Here is a 25,333-nt window from a genome sequence, read left to right as displayed (position 1 = left end):
ACAAAGGAAGTAAGGGGGGGCTCATTCCATCTTTGTAGAGCGCGGCAAATCGGATTAGGATCGAGCCGATTTTTTAACAAACGGGATGTTCCATGAATATCGATCTTCTTCGACGCCTTTGCGAAACACCGGGCGTACCGGGTCACGAGCACCGCGTGCGGGACTTGATTCAAAAAGAAATCGAAGGCCTCTTCGATGAGGTCACCACCGATCCGATGGGATCGCTTTTGTGCCGCCGCAATTCGCGCAAGAAACCGAAGAACGGTGATCCAAAGAAGGTCATGCTGCTCTGTCATATGGACGAGATCGGATTTCTTGTCTCTCATGTGACCGACAAAGGCTTTGTGCATGTTCAGCCTGTTGGTGGATTTGATGCCCGCAATCTGTTCTCCCGCCGGGTTTTGGTTTCCACCGACGAGGGTGACTACAAAGGTGTCATGAACCCCGGCGGCAAGCCGATCCACATTTCCTCGCCCGAGGAACGCAAGAAGATTCCAGAACCAAAAGAATTTGTGATTGACCTTGGTTTGGGCGAAGGCACAAAAGATGTCATCAGGGTTGGTGACATGGTGACCATGGACGAACCACTGATCGAGATCGGCGAAAAGGTCGTCTCAAAGGCCTTGGACAACCGTATCGCCTGCTGGCTCGGCATTGAAGCAATCCGGGCGCTGGGCAAGGCCAAACACGAGTGCGAAATCCACGTCGGTTTCACGTGCCAGGAAGAAGTCGGACTGCGCGGTGCACGTACAGCGTCCTTCGCGATCAAACCGGATATTGGACTTGGCGTCGACACCACTTTGGCCTGTGACACCCCAGGTGTTCCCGAACAAGATCGGACTACGGTTCAAGGTGAAGGGTTCGGCTTGCATGTGAAGGATTCCAGCTTCATTGCCGACCGGGACCTGGTCAAGGAAATCGAGGCCATTGCTGAAAAGGAAAAAATCCCGTTCCAGCGGACGATGCTGGCAGCCGGTGGCCAGGACGGAGCGGCAGCTCAACAAGCTGCAGCTGGTGCCAAGGCGGTCGGGATTGTTGTCGGGACCCGTTACATCCATACGGTCACCGAAATGATCCATAAATCAGATCTTCAGGCTGCGCTCGACATCCTGGCAGCTTATCTGAAAAAGGCTTGATAGCCTAAACTCAGGGAGACCAACGGTTTCCCTGAGTTCAATTTCAAGCTCTGAGTTGGTTTTAAGGCCGAGGCTCTAAGCGGTGAGGCCTGCCAAATTGGATACCTGGTTGCCTGTTCCGGTGTAGAGTTCACTGACAGACGCGCTTTGGTAGCTGAAGGATCCGTTATTAAAGTCGCCTTCGATGGTCGATGCGCTGGCTGAGCGGGCTGAAAGACCGGTTTCGCTGTTGTAGGAAACCCGCTCAAAGGACACAAACTGTGCCGTGAGTGTTTCCCCGCCGATTTCCGCTTCAATGGTTGTCGTGGAAATCGTTGCGCTTTCATAGGCAAGTGATGCGGTAGAACCTGGCGCGTCTTCACCAAGCGCAGCGGCTATTTGGCCGGCCGTTTTTTGATAGTCCTCAACGGTCGCAAGCGCGCCATCCTCATCATCGTCTTCATCGCCCTTGCCTTCTTCAACAGCTTCGCGAAGGGCAGCGATCACAACGGCATCTTCTTCGGCTTTTTGGGAGGCTGCTTCTAACAGGCTGACTGCGGTGTCTTTCGGTGCAGCACCCGGTTTGCCATCCTCGTTTTCCGGTTTCAGCGACGGGTTGCCAGATCCTTGAAACGACGCGGACATCAAGCTGGTGCTCTGCGTGGTGGTTTCAATTGAGATCTGCATGGCGCTCTCCGGAGAAACCATCCCTTTCTGGGACGGCGAATCCGAAAAAGCATGACGCAAAACCGTTAAGAAGCCATTAACCAATTAGGTTGCGATCGCAACGCCTTACTAAAAGGCCTTTTCCAGAAACCGGCCGCCGAGCACCATGCCGCGTTCGTCAATGGAATGGCCAAGACCGGCAAGGCAATGGGTGTCCACGGAAACACCAGCTTGAGTCAGCGCGGTTCTAGCTGCGCCCAAATGATAGGCGGGGACAACATCATCGTCTTCACCGTGAACAATCAAAACAGGAGTGGTCGTCTGGATGGTTTTTAGCTGGGCAGCGCCTGGCAGCAATCCGGAATAGGCGAGTAGAGCAGCCGGTGGCTTTTTGCGGCGAAGGCCCGCCTGGAACGTCATCATTGCACCTTGGCTGAAACCGGCCAATGCCAGTGATGAATCATCAAGCGCCAACCTTGACAATTCGGCATCCAGAAAACGGTCAAGCGAAGCCTGGGCAGCCTCCGCGCCGATCACGTATTCCTGAGGGGAACGCTCGGAGAGCGGAAACCATTGCCGGCCGCCAAAGGCTTCAAAAGGGAGGGGGTCTGGTGCATTGGGCGCAACAAATGCGGCATCGGGCAGTTGTCCTTGCCAGGCTCGTCCCAAATCGATCAGGTCGAAACCATCAGCGCCATAGCCATGCAGGATGACAACAAGCTGCCGGGCTGGACCGCCGGAGCGTGGCGAAAGGCGGGGTCCATCAAGCGGGGGTGGAGAAAAGGCGGGCGTCATTACTCGGCTGGTGTTTTCTGGCTCTTTGGACTGTTTTCTGCGGTGGCCTTGGCCTGTTTCTTCAAGAACGGCAAGGCAATCATTGCAGCTAAGATTATGAGGACTGCAGAAATTGCGAAAGGAGCTCCCGGGAAATAGACTGTGCTTGAGCTTGTGAAATAAGAAAAGCTTTGTGTCATCACAAACGGGCTGATGATCATGGATAGCCCGGCCGCGCTGGCAATCAGGCCTTGAAGTTCACCTTGCGCATCGTCCGCGACCAGGTTGGACATCAGGCCGGTGAATGCCGGGGTGGCCAAAGCGCCCATGATCGCAAATCCGATAAAAGCATAGGCCAGCCAGCCGTCTCTGATAAAGGCGAGTGCTGCAAATGCGATCAGATTGCAGGTCAGGCCAATCATCAAAATGGCACCGGTTCCGATGCGATGGTCGAGAACCCGGATCAAATACCCTTGAACAAAAGCATAGCCAAATCCGACGACGGCAAGGGACAAGCCGATATCACTTGGTGTCCAGGCAAACACCTCCGTTGTGAAATAGCTCCAGACTGATGGGTAGACGAAGTGTGCGATGTCGAACAACAACAACGCCAGCAAAAGGACTTGAACATCCTTGTTCGCCGAAACGTGTTTTAGGGCGCCGAATGGATTGGCGCGCTTCCAGTCAAAGGAGCGTCTGTTTTCGGGCTTAAGTGTTTCGGGAAGAATGAAATAGCCGAAGACGAAGTTGAGAAACGATAGCGCCGCACCTGCATAAAACGGCGCCCGGGATCCAAACTCGCCCAGCAGCCCGCCGATAACAGGCCCAAGAACAAATCCGACGCCAAAGGCGGCACCCAGCAGACCGAAGTTTTTTGCCCGGTCTTTTTTGTCGGAAATATCCGCGATATACGCAGAAGCTGCGGAGTGTGTTGCCCCGGCGATCCCGGAAATCATACGGGCAATGAAGAGCAGCGCGAGGTTCCAGGAGAGCGCAATGAGAAGATAATCCGCCGCAACGGTCAACATGGATATCAGCAGAACCGGGCGCCGGCCAAAACGGTCGGACAAATTGCCGAGTGTTGGACCGCAGAGGAACTGCATCAATGCAAAGATAACACTGAGCGCGCCGCCCCAGCGGGCTGCCTCACCAACCGGCAAGCTGGTCAGTTCGGTCAAGAGGTTGGGGAGCACAGGCATCATCAAACCAATGCCCATCGCATTGATGGTCAGCGTGATGAAAATGAACACAAATGCGCTGGATCTGTTCAGGCTGGATGACAAGGGGCTTTCCTTAGATTTGGCGGAAAGGGAAGCCTAATTTTGGTGCACACGCAACCTTTGAGGCATCTACAGTGTAAACCCCAGATATTAAAAAAGGGCGGTGAAACCGCCCTCCAAAATCCGCAGTATCTTTGAGGCCGTTACAGAACCTTGAGATCCTCTGCGACCATCTGGCCACGACGCCACTCCAGATCAAAAGCCACGAGCTGGCCTTCTTTTAAAGTGTCGATGCCGGACCGGCGCAATGCGGTGATTTCGACGAGAACATCATCCCCATCTTCGGGTTCGATGGTGCCGACACCGCGGCCCATATCAAACCATTTTACGTTTCCATGCAGCATGGAGCCTACTTTCCAATTCTTTGCATCAAAGCAACAGCGCGATCATTTATCGCTAGAGTTCAAAGCTTTGATGACAGTCATTTATTGTAATACTAAAAAACAGGTCTGCAGCGGAAGGCTTGCCTGGCGCTGGTTCCTCCGGGGAACAATACAATCGCGCCAGTAGCTATGGCACTGCAGCCGGTCTGAGCAGTTGTGATTGCTTCAGACTGCTCAGACTCAGAGAATATGGTTTCTAAATTGTTAATTTCAAGATCGGCCGATTAACGAAGGCCGCTTCTTAGAGTTCGCCGCGGATCGCGTACTTCAGGATACGCACGATCTGATCCGGTGTTTCAGCAACCGCAAGAGCTGCAGCATCGACTTCTTTCAGGGGATGCGTCAGAGACGGATCATGCAGAACAATCAGGGACTTGCCTAACGCTGATGCATAACCGGCATCAAATGCGGCGTTCCATTGTTTATATTTGTCGCCAAAGCGGACAACGACGATGTCGGCCTTCTCGATCAGCGTCCGGGTGCGCACGGCATTCACCTTGGCGCCTTTGTGGTCGTACCAGAACTTGTTGTCTTCACCGCCAAGAATCGCAGCACCGCAATCGTCGCTGGAATCGTGATCTGTAACCGGGGCGGAGAAACTGACTGGCAAACCAGCTTCCTTTGTTGCGGTTATGATCTGCTCGCGCCAATCCGTGTGAATTTCACCGGACAGGTAGACACGCCATTCACTCATCGTTTTGCCTTTCCAATATTGAAGGTGCGATTGGGTCACCGCATCATTGGCGCAGAAACTGGAAAAACAGCTGCCTGGTGTCAAGCGTAGTTCTGAATGAGAGTGTTTAAGGCAATCCGATAATCTGGAAAGCGGAACGTATAGCCGAGTTCATCTTTGACACGTTGGTTTGAGACCCGTTTGTTTTCGCCATAAAACGACCGGGCCATTGGGGTAAGATCGGCGGTTTCGAATGCAATTTCTGGCGGCGGAGCAACACCCAAAAGCTCAGCGGCATAGGCAACCACATCCTGCGGCGGGGCTGGCTCGTTGTCCGTGACGTTGAATATCCGTGTGCTGGGCTTTTGCATCGCGTTAGCGACAGCACCGGCTATATCGGCCACATGGATGCGGTTGAACACCTGACCCGGTTTTACAAGACGGCGGGCCCGGCCTTTTTTGAAATTCTCGAACGCATTGCGGCCGGGTCCATAAATCCCAGAAAGGCGGAAAACCTGAACAGCAAACTGATGCTCTTCGGCAAAGTCCAGCCACGCTTTTTCAGCGGCAACTCGTTGAACCGAGCGTTTGGACACAGGTTTGCAATCAGTCGTCTCGTCGACCCAGGCGCCATCGTGGTTGCCATAAACGCCGACGGTCGAAAGGTAGCCGATCCATTTTGGATTGGCGGCGGCGATGTCTTTGGCGTGGTGGTTCAAGACCGGATCGCCGGTGTCGTTCGGAGCGATGGAGATAAGGACGTGTGTTGCCTTGGACAAGGCATCGGCTATTCCTGTGCCGGGGGATTCGCCATCAAAGAGGAATGCTTCAAACCCCGATGCCTTGAGTTCATCAACTTTATCTGCCGCGCGGGTCGTACCACCAATCCATTCAAACTGGTCCCGGACTTCTTCCATGATGGCTTTGCCGGAGTATCCAGCACCAAAAACAAACAAACGCATCAAGAAAGCTCCAGGTGATTGCGGCGGATTTCATAAAGGGAAATGCCGGTGGCAACGGCAAGATTGAGGCTGTCGGCCTCGCCGACCTGCGGAATACGGATCAAGGTCGAGCAAGCATCCGCCATGTCGTCCTCCAGTCCCTTTTGTTCATTCCCCATAACCAGAAGCGAAGGGACCTGGTAATCCGGTGTCCGGTAATCAACCGAGCCTTTCAAGTGGGTCGCGGCAACGGTTCCGGGCCAGTTCTTGGCGAGGGATTTGAACTCGTCCTTGGAGAGTTTCGCCAGCGGTACGTGAAACAGCGATCCCATCGTGGCACGGACAGCTTCCACCGCGAAAGGGTCGGTGCAGTCGCCGACCAGCATGACGCCGCTGCCGCCAACAGCGTCGACGGTGCGGATAATTGTTCCAAGATTGCCGGGATCTCGAACCCGGTCGAGCGCGACCCAGACAGTCGCACCGGCCGGATCAATATCCTTGGCGCCAAGTAGTTTTTGCTCATAGACACCGACAACCATTTGCGGATTGTCTTTTCGGGTCATGGCGCTCAAGACTGCGGTCGAGACTTCCAAGATCAGAGCGCCTCTGGCCTTAGCAGTGGCGGCCGCCTTCTGCGCGATGGGATTGTCGCGGGCGTCCGGGCCAAGGGCCAGATAACGCACGCCCCAATCGGCTGCAATGGCATCCGTCGCAAGTTTCAGTCCTTCGGCCACAAACAATCCGGACTGGCTCCGGTGCTTGCGCTGGGCGACCAGCCCCTTGATTTCCTTGACGATGGGATTGGAATGGCTTGTGATCTGTTTGACGGCGCCTTGGCGTTTGGGGGTCATCGGCTGCTCCACCTGGAAAACAGGGATGTTGACAGGGCGCGCGCACCGTTTTCTTCGCGAATGACCAATTCGCCGGACTCCAGCCGCCCGCCTTGGCTGGCCAGGGTCTCCGCCATCAACTCGTGGATCGACACAAAGCTGGACCGGATCGCATAGGCTGTCAGGATCATAAACAGGGCATCCTTGGCAAGAAGCTGCTGCAGATCGCTCAACATCCCTGGAAGGCTGGTATAGAGGTCCCAGACTTCGCCTTTTGGGCCTCGGCCGTATTTGGGTGGATCCAAGATAATGCCGTCGTAAGTGTTGCCGCGCCGGACTTCCCGGGCAACAAACTTGGACGCATCCTCACAGATCCAGCGGATCGGGAGGTCTTCAAGACCAGACAACGCCTGGTTTTCGCGTGCATAGCCGATGGCTTTTTTAGAGGCATCGACATGAGTGACTTGCGCGCCTTCCGTTGCCGGAAGCAGGGACGCCAGGCCGGTGTAACCAAACAGATTGAGGATCTTCAGCGGTTTGTCAGGTGATTTTTGCTTCTCTGCCCGGATCTTTGAATTCACCCAATCCCAATGGGCCGCTTGTTCGGGAAAGACCCCGACATGGCGGAACGACATGAACCGGCCATTGTAGGTCACCGGACCATAGGACATGGGCCAGGTTTCGGAGACATTGCCGGAGTATTTCCAACGACCGGGGCCTTCTTCATCCGTGTCGCCGGAAAAGACCGCATTTGCGCGCTCCCAGACGGAGTTTTTCAGCAAACGCTTGCCCATTGCTTGCGGCTCAGGCCGCACAATGGTGTAGCGCCCGTAGCGTTCCAGCTTTTGGCCGGCACCCATATCGAGGAGCCGGTAATCCTTCCAGCCACCAGTTTCCAGGACAACGGGCCAAGCCTGTACGGGAGACTGGCCGGTTGGGGCAAAGGTTGGCGCGTCGGTTTTCTCCGCCACGATTCTCTCTCAATTCTTGCGCAAAGGGTCTTGTCCACGCCTTAGTCGTCTGACGTTGCAACGTCAACGCTGCGGCATTGGCTCGGCAACAAAAAAGGCGGGGTGCCTGGCACGCCCGCCTACTTTTTAAGTGATGAATATCCGTTTACGCAGCTGCGACTTCAGACAGGAAGCTCTCGACCTCAGTCTTCAGCTCATCGGTCTTCTCGGTCAATTCACCTGACGCAGATAAAACCATGTCTGCAGAGGAGGCGGTCTGATCGACGGCTTGAGACAACTGAGTCATATTGTTGGAAACCGTCCCAGTGGCTTCTGCCGCGCGCTGGACATTCTGCGAGATTTCCGCAGTTGCCGCGCCCTGCTGTTCGACAGCTGAAGCGATTGCGGATGTGTAGTTGTTGACCTCGTCCATGGTCTCAGCGATTTGACCAATCGCAACAACCGAATCTTTGGTTGCTGTTTGAATGGCGGTAATTTGCGAACTGATTTCCTCTGTTGCCTTGGAGGTCTGCGTCGCCAATTCTTTCACCTCGGCGGCGACAACAGCAAAGCCTTTGCCTGCTTCACCAGCCCGTGCCGCCTCAATCGTTGCGTTGAGTGCCAAGAGGTTGGTTTGCTCGGCAATAGCCTGGATGAGCGTGACAACTTCGCCGATCTTCGTGGCAGCTTCGGCAAGGCCTTCGACCTTGTCGTTGGTTTCCCGTGTGCCAATTGTTGCCCGTTCCACGATCTCGGTCGTTTGGGACACCTGCCGCGAGATTTCACCAATGGATGCCGCCAGTTCTTCCGCCGCACTTGCAACGGTCTGAACATTGTTGGTGGTTTCATTGGAGGAATCTTGTGTTTCGCTGGCGTGTCCCGCGCTGTCGCGGGCAATATCGGTCAATGCCTGCGCGGTCGTGTCCAAGCTGCCGGCGGTTGTTGCAACAGACCCAATCGCATCTTCTGCAGTTGCGCGGAAGTTGTTGATCAAACTGTCGATCCGCTGCTGCCGTTCCTGGCGTGAGGCTTCTTCCTGTGCGTTTTGCGCCTGTAGATTTGCGCGCTCGATTGCATTGTCCCGGAAGACCTGAACTGTTCGGCTCATGTCGCCAATCTCGTCACCGCGGTCAAGTCCAGGAATGGTGACTTCATTGTCGCCGCCAGCCAGGCTGTTCATCACATTTGTGATGGTGCGGATTGGACGTGTAATTGCCAGATTGAGAACAATCGCCAGACCGATGCCGCCAAGGATCGAAAGGAGAACAGTCATTGCGATCTGCACTTCTGCAGCAGTGGCCGCTGATTTGGCTGCTGCAGATTGTGCCTGCGAGATTCCGGCAATATCCGCGCTGACTTGTTTGGTCAGCGTATCAAGCTGAGTTCTCTTCGCTTGAAGATCTGCTTTTGTCGTCAGCATTTCTTTAAATGCACGATCAAAAGTCGCGACGGAAACCGCGATACCATTGATAGCATCAGCAGCAGCGGGCAGAGCATCTGCGTAGGTGACGAGTTTTTCGTCCAGTTTGACCAGTCCGGCGATCTGCTCCTGCACACCAGCAGGGTCTGTGACACCGAAGTTGCCGAACAAATTATACGTTTCTGCTTCGGCCTTTAGAGCATACTGGTCCAGCTCGGCCGCTTGTTCCATGATGGCTTTGATGGTCGCAAGCCGGGTATTGGCAGTCAGGACCGTTGCTTTTGATTTGCTGACTGCGGAAATTGCCTGCTCACGAATGCTTTCGGCCAGAGCGGTGATGGCATCGAGATGTGTGCCGACGGCAGTCCGTGCTTCATAAGCCTCGGCAAAGCCCAAGTCTTCCCCAAGACGAGCAATTGCCTTGTCAAGTTTCTTGGCTGCACCGGCCAGTTTGCTTACGGTCTTGCGCTCAATACCTTCAATTTGCCGGTATCGCATTTCCTTTGTACGGTCGACGAGCGCATAGCTGATTTCCATGCCTTGCTTCAGATCATCGCCGTCCAGATTGCCGCTACCTTTCAGATAGGCAAACTGAATGGTAGAGACCTCACCCTGCAAATCGAACACGCTGCGCAACATTAAGTTGGCATCTTCCAAAGTGCCGTTTGCAGAAAACACCTCAGCACTGACTTTCTTTTCTTCAGTCAGAACGGCTTCGGTAATAGAGGCGGCCAGTTTTTCCAGATCGTGGACGCTGCTGCGCACGGTCGACAGGCGCTCCGCTTGCTGGTTGGTTTGCTCCACCACCTCATCAAATGTAGAAGCAAATTGTCCGACAGCTGCTTTTGCAGTGTTTACCTGTTCCGCCGCCTCGGTATCTCCGGCAACACTTTGTGCCAGAGTATCTAAGGCGCCATTCAATCCAGAGATTTCCTGACGCGTTGTATCGGCTAGCTCAGAGGAAGGAGAATTCAGATAATTCTCGCGAACCAGAGAGGTTGATTGAACCATTCTGCTGACATCTGCGGATTGATCCGCAACTTCAAAACGTCCGGAGAGAGTGGATATCGCAAAGTAACCGACACCACCAACTACCGCTGTCAGCAAAAGAATTGCTGCGAACCCGCCGCTGACCTTGTAACCAAATTTCAGATCAACCAACCATTTCAATGCGCGTCTCATCGAAAACCCCGTGCTACCGGTAAACCTCGTCCATTAGGCTTAAATTCGATGAGAGCTGTGAAGATTAGGTAAAAATGCGGAAAATTACTATGCGGTATTTTAGTGTTCCGGCAGGCAGCATCAATAATTTTATCAAGGAACATTATCCAATACTATTTCTGGTTGACTGAATTTCCTTCCTATTAAACATGTTGGCCGCCATTGATGTGTATTTCAGATCCGGTGACGTAGGACGAGGTTTCGCTGCACAAATAGAAAATCGTATCCGCGACTTCGTTTGTTTGGCCAAGACGCCGCAGAGGGATTTCCTCAACCAGTTTTTCTGTTCCAGGTGAGAGGATTGACGTATCAATTTCCCCTGGGGCAATTGCGTTGACTCGCACCCCATGTGGTCCGAAGTCTGCAGCCATTTCGCGGGTAAGGGACGCAAGGGCGGCCTTGGAGGTCGCATAGGCGGTTCCGGCAAAGGGATGAACCCTGACACCGGCAATCGAAGTAACATTCACCACTGAACCTGATGCGGCTTTGAGTTCTTCGAAGAGACCGCGGGCTAAAAGGATCGGGGCAAAAAAGTTCACCTGGAAAACATTGCGCCACTCATGCATTGGCGTGTTCAGAGACATGAGGCGTTCACCGTCACTCCCTTTAGGGCTGATGCCAGCATTATTGACTAGGGCGTGGAGGCGGGAGCCGTGGGCCTCAAGGCGTTTCCTGATTTCCTGAACGGCAAACCCCAGGTTTTCCGGGTCCGCCAAGTCGACCTGAATGTGATCTTCCGGGCCCATCGGCCAGGGGCACTTTTCTGAAAAGGCTTGCCGGGAGCAGGAAATAACACGCCAGTTTTCCGCGGAGAATTTTTTGACCGTTGCGTGGCCAATGCCCCGGCTTGCTCCTGTTAAAACTAACGTACGCCGTTCGTCAGAAGGGTTTTCAATGTTCATTCGTTCGCCTACCAAAACAAGACCGTGGACATAAAAGTTGACTCTTATAGTATGGTTTCTGTATTGCGCTGCAATCAGTCAACCACAATATGCTCTCAAGACCCGGTGACGGCCAGACCCTAGAATGCTCATTTGTTCTTGTAATGTATTGACTGACAAGCAGCTGCGCGAAGCGGCGGCCGAAATGCGTGCAGATCCAAACGGCAAAATTCCGACACCGGGTGCGGTCTTCCGACATCTGGGATGCCGGCCGCGCTGTGGTGGATGTTTTCCGAGCGTTATTGACATCATTCATGAAGATGCTCCAGAGAATGAAGTGAAAAATGCCAAGCCTGCTCGGCGCAGGCGCTCGGCAGCGGCTGGTTGAGCATTGAGAGGGACTGATGAAGGGTGAAGCGCGGGTCATTGACTATTTGAACAAGGCTCTCCGGCACGAATTGACTGCGGTCAATCAATACTGGATGCACGCACGGCTTCTGTCTGACTGGGGCTTCGGCAAGCTTGCCGATAAGGAGCTGGAGGAAGCTGAAGAAGAGCGCCAGCATGCGCAGGATCTGATGGATCGGATCCTGTTTCTGGAAGGCTTTCCAAATCTGCAGACCCTCGATCCGCTGCGCATTGGTCAATCTGTGAAAGAATGCCTGGAGGGCGATCTTGCGGCCGAATATGTTGCACGGTCTCTTTATCACGAAGCCCGCGAAGTGTGCCGGGAAGAGGGCGACTATGTATCGATGGCGCTGTTTGAACAGCTGCTGAGCGATGAAGAAGGCCATATCGACTTCCTCGAAACTCAGCTTGGCCTCATTGAACGGATCGGGATCGACAATTACTCCCTGCTTCAGGCGAAGTCTGCAGACTCAGCTGAATAATGGATTGCAGTCAGGTTGAGTGACCGGCCTTATTGTTTTCCAGCCGGAAAACTTGCCCGCCAGCGACCTCTGCATCCTCTTCGTCATGGGTAACCAGTAAAACGGGGAGATTCTTGTTGCGCGCAACGGAAAAGACCAGCTCGCGGACGGTTGCGCGCCGCGACTGATCAAGGCTGGAAAAAGGTTCGTCCAACAAAAGCGCTTTAGGCTCGGCCAGAAGTGTGCGCATCAAGGCTATCCGGGTTTGCTGTCCGCCGGACAGTTTTGCCGGGTCTTTTAGACCCGAACCTGAAAGACCGACGGCTTGCAAAGCCTCTTCTGCCAAACTCCTGCGCTTGTTTTTGTCTTTGATGTGTTGCGGAATTGCGAACATCAGGTTCTGCAAAACGGACATATGCGGAAACAGGAGCGGTGTTTGAAACATCAACCCAATGTGCCGGTTTTGAGGGGGCAGGCTGGTGATATCTTTCCCGTCCAACAGGATCTGCCCTGAGGCCGTGAAGTCCGGCTTTAGGAAGCCGGCGATAAAGTCGAGCAAAGTAGATTTGCCGCTGCCACTTTCACCCATCACAGTGAGCACGGTTCCTGGGCGGATGGCATGATCGAGTGTCAGCAACAGCCGGTCATCAAGGCGCAGCGATACCTTCTTAAAGACAAGGCCCGCTGTTGAGCTGGAAGTCGGGGCAATCATGACGTCATAGCTCCAGGCGCATTGCGCTGCGATGTCTGTAGACAATGGCCGGGATCAAGGCGGCCAGTGCAAACCCGGCCAGCGGAATTAAGAGTTGCAACAGGGCGTAGAGCGCCGCGAATTGCCGATTGCCACCGCTGGCCAAGGCAACACTTTCGGTCGTGACAGTTATCACCCGGCCCGCGCCAATCAAAAGGGTTGGCAGATATTGGCCGATGGAGACAGCCAGTGCGACTGCACAAGTCACCAGGATCGGTCTTAGAAGCATTGGTATGTGTACCTTGAAAAAGATCCTAAGCCGGGAAGCGCCCATGGACGCTGCGAGTCGTGCATAACGCGGATCGAGCCGCTGCCAGGGGTCATTGAGGGCAAGAAAGGCATACGGAAGGACAAAAACCAAATGGGCGAGCAACACGGCAAGATAACCGCCATCTAGTCCGAGCGTTAGAAACAGGATCTGAAGTCCGAATAGGAATGCGACCTGAGGCAGCACAAGCGGCACAAAGATGAAGGTTCGTAGCCATATCCCTGTCTGTTTGCTTTGATTGGTATTGCTTTCCAAAAGCCACAACGTCAGGCCCGTGCTGAGCACGGCTGCGAGGATCCCCAATATAAGCGATGTTGCGAAAATCCCCCTTGTCTCAGGAAGTGCTTTTGTAAATGCCGTGAAGTCCCAGCTTTGTGGCAAGACTGCCGGATACCACCAGGATTTGGCAATCGCCCAAAGGCACAGCGCCAGAAATGCCAGTAACATTGCGCCGATGATTGCAGCCATCATTCCGAGGGCAATCCCTCTTGTGTACTGATCCGCGGGCCTCCGCCGTCCGAATGACAGCCGGTGTTTGGCCAGTTGTGTGACTGAGATTTCCAGAACCAGGTAGACCGAGATTGCGTAAATGCTGACAGCCAATTGAACAAGCGCGCCTGCCGAAGCAGTTAACCGCATTGAAAGATCCGGGTCATTCATCCAGCCGATTAGGCGTGGGGCTAGCGGGGCCGGAGTGGTTGGCCCAAGAATGAGCGCTACATCAACGACAGACGTCGCGTAGGCAATCACTGCAAGTATCGGTAAGCGGATTAAGGGATAGATTTGCGGCAGAACCACTTTAAAGAAAGTTGCCATCCGGCCGTAGCCCAGGCTGGTGCCTGCTTTGGCAAAGTCCTTGATGCCCGGCTTGTTCAATGCCGCAAGTGTCATAAGAAATAAAAAAGGAACCTCTTTGGCCACCAGACCAAGGGTCATGGCTATCCCAAGCGGGTCATTGATCAACAACAGGTCCGGCGGCCGGTCCCAACCCGTGGCCCAGGGAGAACTCAGCCTGACCAAAAAACCGGATGGCGCGATCAGGAGAGCAAGGCCGATCGCCGCCGCTGCATGAGGGACTGATAGAAGCGGAGATAAGAACCAGCTGATGGCTTGAAAGGTGCGCGTTCCGCTCCATCCGGCTGCGAACAGGAACACGATTGAAAGAGATAAAAGCGAAGCATTCAGTCCTGTGGCGAAACTCAAAGCAATGGAATGCCCTAGGCCCGGCATAGCGAACAGCTGCTTAAAAGGAGCTAGCGACCAGTGGGTTTCACCAAGTACCGGTAGAAACCCAAAAGCTGGTAAGATGGTTCCGGCGAGGCCTGCAATGACCGGTCCAGCGAGCAACAATGTCACGACCAATGTTGGAGCTTTGGAGACTGGCAGGGCCACAGCCAAAGGCTTACTCCCCTCCAGCACCGTAGCGTGTTGCCCAGGCTTGCTCCAGTTCCGTCACCCAGCTTGGGTGAGGTTCGGGCAGCACCGGACCAAGGTCTTCAGGTGAAAGTGTCGCGGGGCCAAGATCCAAAGTGTCAAACAGCGCTTTTTCATTTGCCGGCAGATCCGCAACATTGAGAACTGTGGGATCACCCCAGATCTGTGGATCTTGTTTGCGCATTTGTGCCATGGGCGACAACAGATAGTTGGCAAAAACCTTGGCACCTTCTTGCGCGGAGCTGTTAAAAGGAATGGCAACAAAATGCGTGTTGCCGACTGTGCCGCCATTCAGCACAAATGTGCGCACCGTTGGCGGCAGTTCGCCGTTGGCGATTGCACCGGACGCATCTCCAGGATTGAAGGAAAACGCGATGTCCAGTTCGCTGTCAGCAAGCAGTTGGCGCATGTGCGCTGCGTTCTTTGGAAAAGCTTGGCCTTTCCGCCAAAGATGCGGGTGCAAGGCGTCGAGGTAATCAAATAGTGGGGCTGTGTGTTCGTCAAACTGCGCCGGGTCAACGGGTTTGCTTAGCAAGGATGGGTCCTTAATTGTGCTGATCAGGATCTGTTTCAAGAACGTGGTGCCATAGAAGTTTGGCGGCTGCGGATAGGCAAACCGGCCGGGATCGGCTTTTGCGAAATTCAGGAGGTCCTCAAGAGTTTTCGGAGGTGTTTTGAGCCGGCCGCTATCATGCATAAAAACCAACTTGGCCATGCCCCAGGGGCTTTCCAAACCGTCTGTCGGAACAGTGAAGTCTGTCAGGACAGTTGGCTTGTTTTCTGTGTCGACATAGGTCCAATTGGGCAGGCTTTGAGCCCATCCGGGTTCGGCAAGTAGATCATGCTTTTTCATAGCGGCGAAGTTCTCGCCGTTGATCCAGACGAGGTCCACCGCGCCGCCACTTGCTTTTCCGACGGATTTTTCCGCCAGAACTTGCGATACAACACTGGCTGTGTCGCTGACTTTCACATGAACAACGCGCACACCATACCGGTCTTTGACTTCTCTTGCCGCCCACTGAATGTAAGCATTGATCCGTGGCTCTCCGCCCCACGCATGAAAGTAGACGGTCTGGCCATTCGCTTCAGTCTCGGTCGCTTGCCAATCTCGATCCTGCGCAGAAGCCTGCAGTATTGAGACAAAGAGAGCTAGCAGGGCAGTCCAGGCTGTAAACAAGCGTTTCATATGAGACCTCACGAGAATGGTGCGTTCTCTCTCCTGCAGGCCGACGGACACGGTCAAGACAAGGCTTTGTGATCGATGCTCCGATCCCGGGGCGGCCTTAGACAGGGAGAATATGTGTGTCCTTTATCTCTTCCATGACCGCATACGTATGTGTTTCTCGAACACCAGGTAGCGCGAGAACCACATCGGACAGGAATGCCCTGTAGGCCTCCATGTCCCTGACCCGGCTTTTCATCAAGTAATCGAAACCGCCGGCCACCATGTGGCATTCCAAAATGTCGGGTGACCGTTCAACAGCCCGCTTGAACGCATCAAATATCTCCGGTGAAGTTCGTTCCAGTCTGATTTCAACAAAGACCAGCAGTCCGCGATCCACCTTCTTCGGATCAAGGCTGGCAGAGAACCGCTCAATGTATTTTTCGCGGGTCAAACGCTTCACCCGTTCAGCCGTTGCGGTGGCCGAAAGGCTAACCCGTTCCGACAGCTCAGTGTTGGTGATGCGGCCATCTTCCTGAAGCACCTTCAGAATACGCCGGTCTGTGGCATCCAGCATAGTGAATATTCTCCGAAATTTTGATTTTAACCGGGAAATAGTCGGGTAATTAGGTGAAAAATAGAGAAAAACGCGAGAAATAAAAAGTTATTTTAGGGAAATATTTTGTTTTGGCTTTAGGGCCTGAAGGGAGGTGCCTATGTCTGTGACAGCTGCTGTCTTGCCGGGAGGCGAAGAAAATAGCTTGGAGCCGTTCCGTGCTGCTTATGCGCCGGACGACAAACCGCTTGTCGAAGCGCTTCTAAAGGAAGCTACCGGAGATCCGGTGGTCGAAAAACTGATCGATCAACGGGCCCGCGGTTACATCGACGACATGCGATCTGTCCAAGTCGGCCTTGGCGGTGTCGAAGATTTCATGCGTGAGTTTGGGCTGACGACCCGTGAAGGCCTGGCGATGATGGTCTTGGCCGAAGCTTTGTTGCGCGTGCCGGATGCCGAAACCGCAGACAAGTTGATTGAAGACAAACTGGCGGCCGCTAAGTTCGATGATCCGAGCGGGCCAAAATCCGACACCTGGCTTGTTTCGGCATCCTCCTGGGCGTTGGGCATCACCTCCCGCCTGCTACACCCTGGTGATACGCCGCAGAACATTCTTTCCAGCCTTGTTAAGCGCATGGGCATGCCGACGGTCCGTGTTGCGACCCGGAAAGCCATGCAGTTGCTCGGCCATCAATTTGTGCTTGGCGAAACCATCGGCAAGGCGCTGGAGCGGGCAAAGTCGCAAGAAGCCAAAGGCTATCGTTATTCCTACGACATGTTGGGCGAGGGCGCCCGCACCCAGAAGGACGCCGAGCGCTATTTCAAATCCTATGCTGATGCCATTGAAGCCATCGGCAAATCAGCTGGCGACAAGACTTTGCCGGACCGTCCGGGAATCTCCGTCAAACTCTCCGCCCTGCACCCGCGTTATGAAGCGATCAAAGGCGGCCGGGTCCGCGAAGAACTGCTGCCACGCTTGAAGGAACTGGCGCAGATGGCGCGCGACCGGGACTTGAATTTCACCGTTGATGCGGAAGAAGCCGACCGGCTTGAGATTTCACTCGATGTGATTGCCGCCCTGCTATCTGATCCGGTTACAGAAGGTTGGGATGGCTTCGGCCTGGCCGTTCAGGCGTATCAAAAGCGGGGCGTCGACGTGATCGATTGGCTGATCAAGGCGGCACGTAAAACCAACCGCAAACTCATGGTGCGTCTGGTTAAGGGCGCTTATTGGGACACGGAAATCAAACATGCTCAGGAAAATGGGGCGGAAGGTTATCCAGTGTTTTCCCGCAAGGCGGCAACAGACCTATCTTATCTGTGCTGTGCCAAACGGATGCTGGCGGCTCGCGATGTCTTGTATCCGCAGTTTGCGACCCACAACGCGCTGACTGTTGCACAAATCATCGAATTGGCCGGAGGCAGCTCCGAAGGCTATGAATTCCAACGCCTCCACGGCATGGGCGAAAGCCTGTTCAAATCAGTCTGCGAAAGGGATGGGTTCCCGACCCGTATCTACGCGCCGGTGGGCGGTCATAAGGATCTGCTGGCCTATCTTGTCCGCCGCCTTCTGGAAAATGGCGCTAACTCGTCTTTTGTCACGATTGTGGGCGATATGTCCGTGCCGGTCGAAAGCATGCTGCAGCGGCCAAAGGAAATTCTGGACAACGGCCATCACGCAGTGAACCGGTCGATCCCGATGCCTGACGGCCTTTATGGCGACAGCCGCAAGAATTCCGACGGCATAGAGTTCGGCTGGGCAGAAGAACGCACGACGCTTGTTACCGGGATGGCAAAGACGACAGCACCGTTCACGGCTGCAACACCTCTTGGCAAGGGCCTAACAACCTCCGGCGAGGTAAATCCGGTGTTTGCTCCGATGGATGGAACGACCAAGGCTGGCAGCGTCTGTTTTGCAGACAAGGCCATGGCCGAAACGGCCATCGAGATAGCCCAGGCCGGATTTGAAAGCTGGTCGCGGCGCCCGGTCGAAGAGCGGGCTGCGATCTTGTCGAAAGCCGGGGATCTTCTGGAGGAAAACCGGGATCGTCTCATGTCGATCCTGTCGATCGAAGCGGGCAAGTGCCTGCCGGATGGCATTGCCGAGATACGGGAAGCAGTAGATTTCTGCAGGTACTATGCCAATGAAGCCCGCACGCAATTTGGTGACGGACGCCTGATGCCTGGGCCAACGGGTGAGGAGAACCGCTACCGCCACCGCGGCCGCGGCGTGTTTGTCTGTATCTCGCCCTGGAACTTCCCATTGGCGATTTTCCTCGGCCAGATCAGTGCCGCTCTGTTGGCCGGCAATGCGGTTGTCGCGAAACCTGCTGAACAAACACCGCTGATCGCTTATGAAACCGCGAAGCTTCTTTATGAAGCCGGTGTGCCAGAAGATGTTTTCCTTCTGGTGCCGGGGGATGGTGCTGTTGGTGCAGCTTTGACTGCGCATCCAAAGGTCGCCGGTGTTGCTTTTACCGGATCAACCGAGACGGCCTGGGCGATCAACAAAACGCTGGCAATGAAACGCGGTCCTATTGTGCCGCTGATTGCGGAAACCGGCGGTATCAACGCCATGCTGGTGGATGCAACGGCTCTGCCGGAGCAGGTATGCGACGACGTCATGATGTCGGCCTTCCGCTCTGCCGGGCAGAGATGTTCAGCGCTGCGGCTGCTCTATGTGCAGGATGATGTGGCCGACAGCCTGCTGGCTATGCTGGAAGGGGCAGCCAAGGAACTTGAACTTGGAGACCCGCGCTTGCCGTCCACCGACATTGGACCGGTGATCGATGATGAAGCCAAGTCCAACATCCAATCTCACATCGATGAAATGCGCGAGAGCCAGACATTGCGCTTTGCCGGAGAAACGCCAGCTGGAAAACTGGCCAATGGATCTTGGATTGCGCCGCACATCATCGAGTTGGACAAAGCCGAAGCTCTGACCCGGGAAGTTTTTGGACCGGTACTGCATGTGGTGCGTTATAAGTCCAAGGACATCGATGCAGTTCTCGATCAGATAGCGGCATCGGGGTATGGCTTGACATTGGGTGTTCACAGCCGGATCGATGCAACGGTCAAGAAAGTTGTCGACCGGCTGTCGGTCGGGAATGTCTACGTCAACCGCAACACGATTGGCGCTGTTGTCGGAACCCAGCCCTTTGGCGGCTCGGGCCTGTCGGGCACCGGACCCAAAGCCGGCGGGCCGGCCTATCTGACCCGCTTTGCGCTTGAACAAGTTGTGTCGATCAACACGGCTGCGGCCGGAGGCAATGCAAGCCTGGTGGCCGCATCAGACGATTAGAGCAAATGCGGCGGCTGGGGTGCATTCAGGAAACAATCGCCCCAGTCACGCTCCCCTTTTCCAAAGGGAACGTAACCGCGCTTTTCAAGCCAAGCTGAAAGGTCTGTGGCCGATATTGTTTCTTGCAACGCAGTCTTAAAGCCCGCGACGTCATTTTCTGCTCGGCCGCCATCCTCAGCAAGGATACGGCCTGTTTCAATTGCCCGCACTGCGATTGGTTCCAGTTCTGAATGTCCCAAATCTGCAATGGCGATCAGCCAGCCACTCCAAATTGGATCGTCAGGCTCAGGCGCATCGTCCTCGTCTAGGTAGGCCCGAAGTGCCTGCGTTACGGCAACAGCACTCATGCGGTCGTTCAAAGCTTCATATGTCCAGGCTCGTAAGCACGCATCGCGGATCAGGAAGTCGAGCTCATGGCGCTTCACCACCTGCCACAAGGCATCGCCCCGTCCGTCTGCCAGGCACATCAGAATACGCGGGAGCGTCGTTGCAATTCCGACTTCCCCAAGGATCTGAAAAAGCAGTTGCGGCTGTTTGGTCGCCAGATCCAGTAAGGGCGAAAGGGCGGCAGAAATCCTAAGAGCAGCGAGGATATGTATCCCGAGATAGAGCGATTTTTCTTCTGTCGGCTCCAATGTGCTCCCAGAAGCCGCTTTGCCCAGAAGCGGCAGGAAAATGGCTGCGGACCTCTGGGGATTGTCGAGACAATATGGAATTGTCTCTACCGGGAAGGCGTTTCGGCTCGCCAAATCTTCAAGAATGTTCCTACGGTCCATAAGAATCTCCTAGTAACATTCTATCACAGGTAGAGTTCGGAGTTTTAGGTGCCTCGAGGTTTTGCGCGTCTTGTTGCCTCTGCTAAAGTCGGGTCGTCCGGCCAAGGATGTTTAGGATACCGGCCTTTCATGTCTGCCTTAACGTCCGCCCAAGACCCAGCCCAGAAGCCAGGCAAGTCCTTGGTTATCTGGATCGGGCGTTGGGCCGGCGACAACAGCTCCAGAAGAAGTGGCAGCTGTCCATTGCAGACGGACGGATGGTCTTTCAAGCCAAAAAGTTCTTGAACCCGGATCGACAGTGTGGGGCCAGCCGCCGCGCCATAATCGATCGGAACTTTGCTGCCGGTCGGGGCGGTGAAATGGGAGGGCGCAATGGCGTTAAGCTTCTCCGAAGCGTCATAGGGGAGCCGGGCGGCCAGTGCAGTTCCAAGCACCTGAGCGTCGATGGCGGACAAGTTTGGCATGCCTGCCAGAAACGGGCCCAGCCAAGTGTCCAGATCCTCGCTCAAGGCGACATCCGACAGGTCTGGCAAGTCCTCGGCGCCATTGGCGCGGGCATATGCGAGGCGCTTGCGCAAGCGCTCTTGATCCTTGCTCCAGGGAAGCCGGGAAACACCGCGGCGCTTTATTTCTGCCAATAATGCTCTTTCAATCGCGGCCGGATCCGGAGCAGCGATCGTGACGGCTTGCAGTTCAACTGCTTTATAGCGTGTCACGCGGCGGGCTTTAAGATTGCCATCTTTGGTGAGCTGAACCTCGTCCTCTTCGATGATGTCATCAGCGAACAGGTCTTCGATGTCCGTCCGAGTGATTGGTGCGCATAGCTGGATCCGCCCGCTAGCCGCTTTGCCCTGGATTTCAGCAACGGTGAGAAATTGGGCTGCGGAAAGCGCGTGTTCTGCGGGCAGTTCCGCGCCACGGCCGTTTGCCAGCCGGAACCGGCCGGTTTGCCCGCGTGCCTGCGCGACCCGGTCCGGATAGGCAAGGGCCAGAAGCATCCCGGCGCTTTCAACGTCGATTGCGCCGGCGTTACTACCCGCTTGTTTCAACCACCTGGATGCAAGGGCCCGACCATCCTTTGCTCTTTGGCTCTTGTCGTTCTTTATGGCTTGAAGGCGTGCCCGCAAATCCGGATCCCGCCCGCCAAGGCCAGGTTCTGACAGCAGGAGTGCGATCAGCGCGGCTGTATATCCGAGGTCTCGCGCAACGCCATCCATCAACATATGCGCCAGTCGCGGGTGTAGGGGCAGTTTGGCGAGATCTTTGCCTGCAGATGTTAGCCGGCCTGCGCTATCAAGTGCATGAAGATCGGCCAGTAGTGTTGTTGCTTCGCGCCAAGCCGCAGTTGGAGGTGGATCTGGAAAGGTCAGCGAACTGGGATCGGCTGTACCCCAAGCCGCCAGATCCAATGCCAAACCGGTCAGATCCGCTTCCAAGATTTCCGGGGTTTCGGCGGCAGGCAATGAGATGGTTTGCGCTTCATCCCATAGCCGGTAGCAAACACCGGGCTCGGTCCGCCCGGCCCGGCCGCGGCGCTGATCGGCTGAGGCGCGGGATACCCGGACCGTCTCCAGCCGTGTCAGGCCGGTTTGCGGTTCATATTTCGGTACCCGGGCCAAGCCGCAGTCGATAACGACCCGGACGCCTTCAATGGTGAGCGATGTTTGTGCGATCGCGCTGGAAAGCACGACTTTCCGGGTGCCTTCGGATGTGGGCCGGATGGCAGCATCCTGCGCCTTGCTGTCGAGGCCGCCATAGAGCGGCGTGATCTGGCAATTTCCGGGAACCTTGCCGGACAAAAGGTCTGCCGTCCGTTTGATCTCACCTTGGCCAGGGAGAAATACGAGGATGGAGCCGGTTTCTTCGCGAAGCGCCTGCTGGACGGCCCGGGTAATCTGCGGTTCGATCCGCTCTTGTTGGGATCGTCCGAGATAACGGGTTTCGACTGGAAAGCTTCTGCCCCTGCTTTCAATCACCGGTGCTTCGCCGAGAAGTTTCGAAACCCCGGCCGCATCAATGGTGGCCGACATCGGCATGAGGCGCAGGTCTTCCCGCAAGGCGGATTGCACTTCCAGGCTCAGAGCTAGACCAAGATCGCCATCAAGGGACCGTTCATGGAATTCGTCGAACAGAATGACGGCAATGCCAGTCAGTTCCGGGTCATCCAGGATCATGCGGGTGAAAACACCCTCCGTTACCACCTCGATCCGTGTTTTTAAACTGACCTTACTTTCCATGCGGACGCGGTAACCGACGGTCTCGCCAGCTCTTTCGCCAAGCTCGCTTGCCATGCGGCGGGCGGCGGCCCGGGCGGCCAGACGGCGTGGCTCCAAAACCAGGATTTTGCCGTCCTGCCGCCAGTCAGCATCGAGAAGTGCCAAGGGAACACGGGTAGTCTTGCCCGCTCCCGGTTCTGCCACAAGAACAGCATTCACAGTCGTTTCGAGGGCTTCCAGAACTTCTGGAAGCACATCATCAATCGGAAGGGCGGTCGTGAAAGTCTTTGCTTTGACCACGTTTATTGACCTTAGGCAGGTTGTTGAGCCGGGTTGGTGGTCCATTCACGGCCGCGCCGGTCGACAGCGAATTGCTCCGGCGCTCTGGCATAGGAAGCAAGACCTTCAAGCGCCGGATCAGGGTGGCGTACAATAAAGGTCGGAATTTTGTTCATTAAGGCTTCATGAGGTGCCTTCGCCTCAAAGGCCGCTCTGAAATTTCCATCTGTTAGAAACCGCGGTATCCGCGGTGTGATGCCGCCGGTTAAATATACTCCACCGCGCGCGAGAGTGGTCAGGGCAAAATCACCTGCGACTCTGCCGAGTGCCCGGGCGAACACTTCCAGTGTTTTCACAGCAACAGCGTCGTTTTCGTCTGCAGCCTTAGTGATGCTGGCCGGTGTTCCAAAGTCGCGGTCAGCGTCCATCCAAGCTGACACAGCTTGAGCGAGTTTTGGCAGGCCAGTGCCGCTCAAAATCTCTTCGGCGCCAATCCGGCCATTGCGGTGCGCTATATGCGGCCAGATTTCAAAGTCCTCAGGTGTGACTGGGCCGAGTTCTACATGACCACCTTCCCCTGGAACCGGTATCCAAGTGTCGGCTGCAAAGATCATCGCTGCAGCGCCAAGGCCTGTGCCCGGCCCGAGCACAAATTTGGTGGCATCTACGCGTAGTGACCCTTGGCCGACCTGCTCGACATCGGAACCTTGATAACCAGGAAGTGCGAGGGCTTGCGCCTCAAAGTCGTTCAGCACGATGACCTGTTCGACGCCGAGTTCCGCAATCATTTTCAAGGGTTCGATTATCCAGGCGGCATTAGTCAGCGGAATCGCATTGCCAGTGACCGGGCCTGCAACGGCAATGATTGCTGTTCTTGGTTTCTTTTCGGCTTCCGCCAAAACCGTTTCCCGAATGGCCGCGGAGATATCCGCATGATCTGCAGTCGCCGTTTTTGCACACATGCGGGTCGGGGCCGTTGCGTTGTCCACCATCGCAAAACGCGCATTGGTACCGCCAATATCGGCCACCAGAACTGGATAGGAGAACGGGTTTTGGTCTTGGAGAGTCATTAAGAAGCAACGCTCACTTCAGGCGTATCGGATGTCGTTGTCAGTCCGGTGAGCCGGGATGAACGCAACAAGATCGCCGCAGTCGATGGATTGAGGGCCATGGGCATATCGTAGACGACCGCAAGGCGCATCAGAGCTTTGACATCAACGTCATGAGGCATCGGCGACAGAGGATCGACAAAAAAGATAAGGCCATGTAATCGGCCCTCGGCAATCATAGCGCCAATTTGCTGATCGCCGCCCAGAGGTCCGCTCTTAAATCGATTGATATTCAGATCAGGACACGCCTTTAGGATCCGGCCTCCTGTTGTGCCGGTCGCGACCAGATCGAACCCACGTAGCTTTTCCTCATGGTGCTTGGCAAACTCGACCATGGCGTCTTTTTTAGCATCGTGTGCGACCAGGGCAAGCGTTGGGGTTGCGGGCATGAGGCTCGTCCTTTGAGCAAGGAAATGGGAGAATGTCCCAGTGTTTACCGCCAAATCGGCCCGGGCGCAAAGGGAGATGCGCTTTGGAGAGCTGAGGTTTTATTCAACTATCAAAAAAAATGGAAGATTGAAGGGTTTGCGCCAACAAAAAAGAGCTGCGCCTTTTGCAAGGCGCAGCCTGAGGAACCGCGATGGAGACGTGGAATTTAATCAAACAGGTTGCAGCGGACCGGTTCGCGCATGGCGACTTTTTGGAAGTAGTTATCCGGTTCCGGCATAGAGATCCCGGCAATTTCCATGACCAGTTTCATGCGAATGGCATCGGCGAAACCTTCCTTTGACCGGACAGGGATCGCGAAAGAACCAGGACCGCCAATCACACAATCTTCGTAGTAGTGATCAAGGTTCAGCATGGCTTGCCAGGTGTTCTTGTTCGACTTCATCATCAGCGGCAGGCCGTTGATCGTGACACCGGCTTGCACCATACGGTCACGCATTTCTGTCACGGAGCCACCTTGGTTGTTCGGGCCGTCGCCAGAGATATCGATCACCTGGCGCAGGCCTTGGTATTCGTTGTGCTGAACCATCCAAACGGATTTCTCCAGAGCGGAGGCGATTGAGGTTCTTTGAACTTGGCGAAGGGGGGCTTCAGATATCTTAGAAGCAAAATGAGATGCCGACGTGGCATCCTGGACGATGGTCCAGTCGGCGACGACAAAGTGTTCGTCCACACCGCCCCATTCCATATAGGTGATGGCTATCTTGCCAATCGGCCCTACCTGGATCGCATCTAGAAACTCTTGGGACGTGAGTGCAGAGACATAGCCCGCACGTTGGATCTCCTGCTCTTCGGTGTCCATGGATTGGGAAATATCAACAGCAAGCACCAATTCCACATCAACCTCGTTAGCGGGATTATAGGTGTACTGTTTCGCAAACAGCTTCGACGGGATGTAGTCCCGGGCTTGAGCTGGCATGGCTAGAGCGAAAGCCACGCAAAGGAAGGGCAGTATTCTGCCGATGTTATGTGCACAGTGTCTAGTTTTTTCGAGACGCATTGGTTTCTCCATCATTAGGTCTTTTTGACCT

At 55.1% G+C, this 25,333-nt stretch carries 23 protein-coding genes; 4 read left to right on the top strand and 19 right to left on the bottom strand.

All coding sequences use genetic code 11. The annotated features are described in order from the left end of the window. The first annotated feature begins 92 nt into the window (after nt 1-92). A complete protein-coding gene (locus ACOOFE_RS23540; protein ID WP_420412297.1) occupies nt 93-1,136 on the top strand; it encodes a M42 family metallopeptidase in 1,044 nt (347 codons plus the stop codon). 75 nt (nt 1,137-1,211) lie between these two features. On the opposite strand, the gene ACOOFE_RS23535 is transcribed toward ACOOFE_RS23540, so the two are convergent. The 10 genes from ACOOFE_RS23535 to ACOOFE_RS23490 form a co-directional block, all read right to left on the bottom strand. Further along, nucleotides 1,212-1,802 carry a hypothetical protein gene (locus tag ACOOFE_RS23535; protein WP_420412296.1) on the bottom strand — a complete coding sequence of 197 codons (591 nt, stop codon included), beginning with the start codon at nt 1,800-1,802 and terminating at the stop codon, nt 1,212-1,214. A gap of 108 nt (nt 1,803-1,910) precedes the next feature. Continuing rightward, on the bottom strand, nt 1,911-2,576 hold the full coding sequence (locus ACOOFE_RS23530; protein ID WP_420412295.1) for an alpha/beta hydrolase: 666 nt from the start codon (nt 2,574-2,576) through the stop codon (nt 1,911-1,913). Next, entirely contained in the window at nt 2,576-3,838 is a 1,263-nt protein-coding gene (locus ACOOFE_RS23525; RefSeq protein WP_420412294.1) for a TCR/Tet family MFS transporter, read from the bottom strand. The genes ACOOFE_RS23530 and ACOOFE_RS23525 overlap by 1 nt, the downstream gene beginning before the upstream one ends. 140 nt (nt 3,839-3,978) lie before the next feature. After that, a complete protein-coding gene (locus ACOOFE_RS23520) occupies nt 3,979-4,179 on the bottom strand; it encodes a cold-shock protein (protein WP_141183684.1) in 201 nt (66 codons plus the stop codon). Nucleotides 4,180-4,459: 280 nt separating this feature from the next. Beyond that, on the bottom strand, nt 4,460-4,912 hold the full coding sequence (locus ACOOFE_RS23515) for a YtoQ family protein (RefSeq protein ID WP_420412293.1): 453 nt from the start codon (nt 4,910-4,912) through the stop codon (nt 4,460-4,462). A gap of 80 nt (nt 4,913-4,992) precedes the next feature. Continuing rightward, nucleotides 4,993-5,853 carry an SDR family oxidoreductase gene (locus tag ACOOFE_RS23510; RefSeq protein ID WP_420412292.1) on the bottom strand — a complete coding sequence of 287 codons (861 nt, stop codon included), beginning with the start codon at nt 5,851-5,853 and terminating at the stop codon, nt 4,993-4,995. Next, nucleotides 5,853-6,683 (bottom strand): TrmH family RNA methyltransferase, encoded by an 831-nt coding sequence (locus ACOOFE_RS23505; RefSeq protein ID WP_420412291.1) that lies wholly within the window; start codon nt 6,681-6,683, stop codon nt 5,853-5,855. The genes ACOOFE_RS23510 and ACOOFE_RS23505 overlap by 1 nt, the downstream gene beginning before the upstream one ends. Next, complete coding sequence (locus ACOOFE_RS23500) at nt 6,680-7,633, bottom strand: class I SAM-dependent methyltransferase (protein WP_420412290.1); 954 nt, start codon at nt 7,631-7,633, stop codon at nt 6,680-6,682. The genes ACOOFE_RS23505 and ACOOFE_RS23500 overlap by 4 nt, the downstream gene beginning before the upstream one ends. Nucleotides 7,634-7,778: 145 nt before the next feature. Further along, on the bottom strand, nt 7,779-10,214 hold the full coding sequence (locus tag ACOOFE_RS23495) for a methyl-accepting chemotaxis protein (RefSeq protein WP_420412289.1): 2,436 nt from the start codon (nt 10,212-10,214) through the stop codon (nt 7,779-7,781). Nucleotides 10,215-10,396: 182 nt separating this feature from the next. Further along, complete coding sequence (locus tag ACOOFE_RS23490; protein WP_420412288.1) at nt 10,397-11,155, bottom strand: SDR family NAD(P)-dependent oxidoreductase; 759 nt, start codon at nt 11,153-11,155, stop codon at nt 10,397-10,399. Nucleotides 11,156-11,279: 124 nt separating this feature from the next. On the opposite strand from ACOOFE_RS23490, the gene ACOOFE_RS23485 reads away from it, so the two are divergent. Then, the gene (locus ACOOFE_RS23485) at nt 11,280-11,522 is read left to right on the top strand and encodes a (2Fe-2S)-binding protein (protein WP_420412287.1); all 243 of its coding nucleotides are present in this window, start codon (nt 11,280-11,282) and stop codon (nt 11,520-11,522) included. 16 nt (nt 11,523-11,538) lie between these two features. Beyond that, entirely contained in the window at nt 11,539-12,024 is a 486-nt protein-coding gene (gene bfr, locus ACOOFE_RS23480; RefSeq protein ID WP_420412286.1) for a bacterioferritin, read from the top strand. A 10-nt stretch (nt 12,025-12,034) separates the two neighbouring features. Here bfr and ACOOFE_RS23475 read toward each other — a convergent pair whose 3' ends face one another. The 4 genes from ACOOFE_RS23475 to ACOOFE_RS23460 form a co-directional block, all read right to left on the bottom strand. Beyond that, nucleotides 12,035-12,715 (bottom strand): ATP-binding cassette domain-containing protein, encoded by a 681-nt coding sequence (locus ACOOFE_RS23475; protein ID WP_420412285.1) that lies wholly within the window; start codon nt 12,713-12,715, stop codon nt 12,035-12,037. 4 nt (nt 12,716-12,719) lie between these two features. Then, entirely contained in the window at nt 12,720-14,414 is a 1,695-nt protein-coding gene (locus tag ACOOFE_RS23470) for an ABC transporter permease (protein WP_420415629.1), read from the bottom strand. A gap of 10 nt (nt 14,415-14,424) precedes the next feature. Beyond that, nucleotides 14,425-15,642 (bottom strand): ABC transporter substrate-binding protein, encoded by a 1,218-nt coding sequence (locus tag ACOOFE_RS23465; RefSeq protein ID WP_420412284.1) that lies wholly within the window; start codon nt 15,640-15,642, stop codon nt 14,425-14,427. Between the two features lie 97 nt (nt 15,643-15,739). Then, nucleotides 15,740-16,195, bottom strand: coding sequence for an Lrp/AsnC ligand binding domain-containing protein (locus ACOOFE_RS23460; protein ID WP_420412283.1), 456 nt, complete (start codon nt 16,193-16,195; stop codon nt 15,740-15,742). Nucleotides 16,196-16,334: 139 nt separating this feature from the next. On the opposite strand from ACOOFE_RS23460, the gene putA reads away from it, so the two are divergent. Then, complete coding sequence (gene putA / locus ACOOFE_RS23455; RefSeq protein WP_420412282.1) at nt 16,335-19,475, top strand: bifunctional proline dehydrogenase/L-glutamate gamma-semialdehyde dehydrogenase PutA; 3,141 nt, start codon at nt 16,335-16,337, stop codon at nt 19,473-19,475. On the opposite strand, the gene ACOOFE_RS23450 is transcribed toward putA, so the two are convergent. The 5 genes from ACOOFE_RS23450 to ACOOFE_RS23430 form a co-directional block, all read right to left on the bottom strand. After that, nucleotides 19,472-20,251 (bottom strand): DUF1186 domain-containing protein, encoded by a 780-nt coding sequence (locus ACOOFE_RS23450; protein ID WP_420412281.1) that lies wholly within the window; start codon nt 20,249-20,251, stop codon nt 19,472-19,474. The genes putA and ACOOFE_RS23450 overlap by 4 nt on opposite strands. A 44-nt stretch (nt 20,252-20,295) precedes the next feature. After that, nucleotides 20,296-22,812: an ATP-dependent helicase HrpB gene (gene hrpB / locus ACOOFE_RS23445; protein ID WP_420412280.1), complete on the bottom strand. Its 2,517-nt coding sequence runs from the start codon at nt 22,810-22,812 to the stop codon at nt 20,296-20,298. Then, nucleotides 22,779-23,816 carry an ROK family protein gene (locus tag ACOOFE_RS23440; protein WP_420412279.1) on the bottom strand — a complete coding sequence of 346 codons (1,038 nt, stop codon included), beginning with the start codon at nt 23,814-23,816 and terminating at the stop codon, nt 22,779-22,781. The genes hrpB and ACOOFE_RS23440 overlap by 34 nt, the downstream gene beginning before the upstream one ends. Beyond that, on the bottom strand, nt 23,816-24,244 hold the full coding sequence (locus tag ACOOFE_RS23435) for a methylglyoxal synthase (RefSeq protein ID WP_420412278.1): 429 nt from the start codon (nt 24,242-24,244) through the stop codon (nt 23,816-23,818). The genes ACOOFE_RS23440 and ACOOFE_RS23435 overlap by 1 nt, the downstream gene beginning before the upstream one ends. 206 nt (nt 24,245-24,450) lie before the next feature. Continuing rightward, entirely contained in the window at nt 24,451-25,302 is an 852-nt protein-coding gene (locus ACOOFE_RS23430) for a DUF1194 domain-containing protein (protein ID WP_420412277.1), read from the bottom strand. Nucleotides 25,303-25,333: the final 31 nt, after the last annotated feature.

It is taken from the genome of Roseibium sp., assembly GCF_965216085.1.
In the GTDB taxonomy this organism is placed as follows: domain Bacteria; phylum Pseudomonadota; class Alphaproteobacteria; order Rhizobiales; family Stappiaceae; genus Roseibium.
This window is presented reverse-complemented; position numbering and strand designations above follow the sequence as displayed.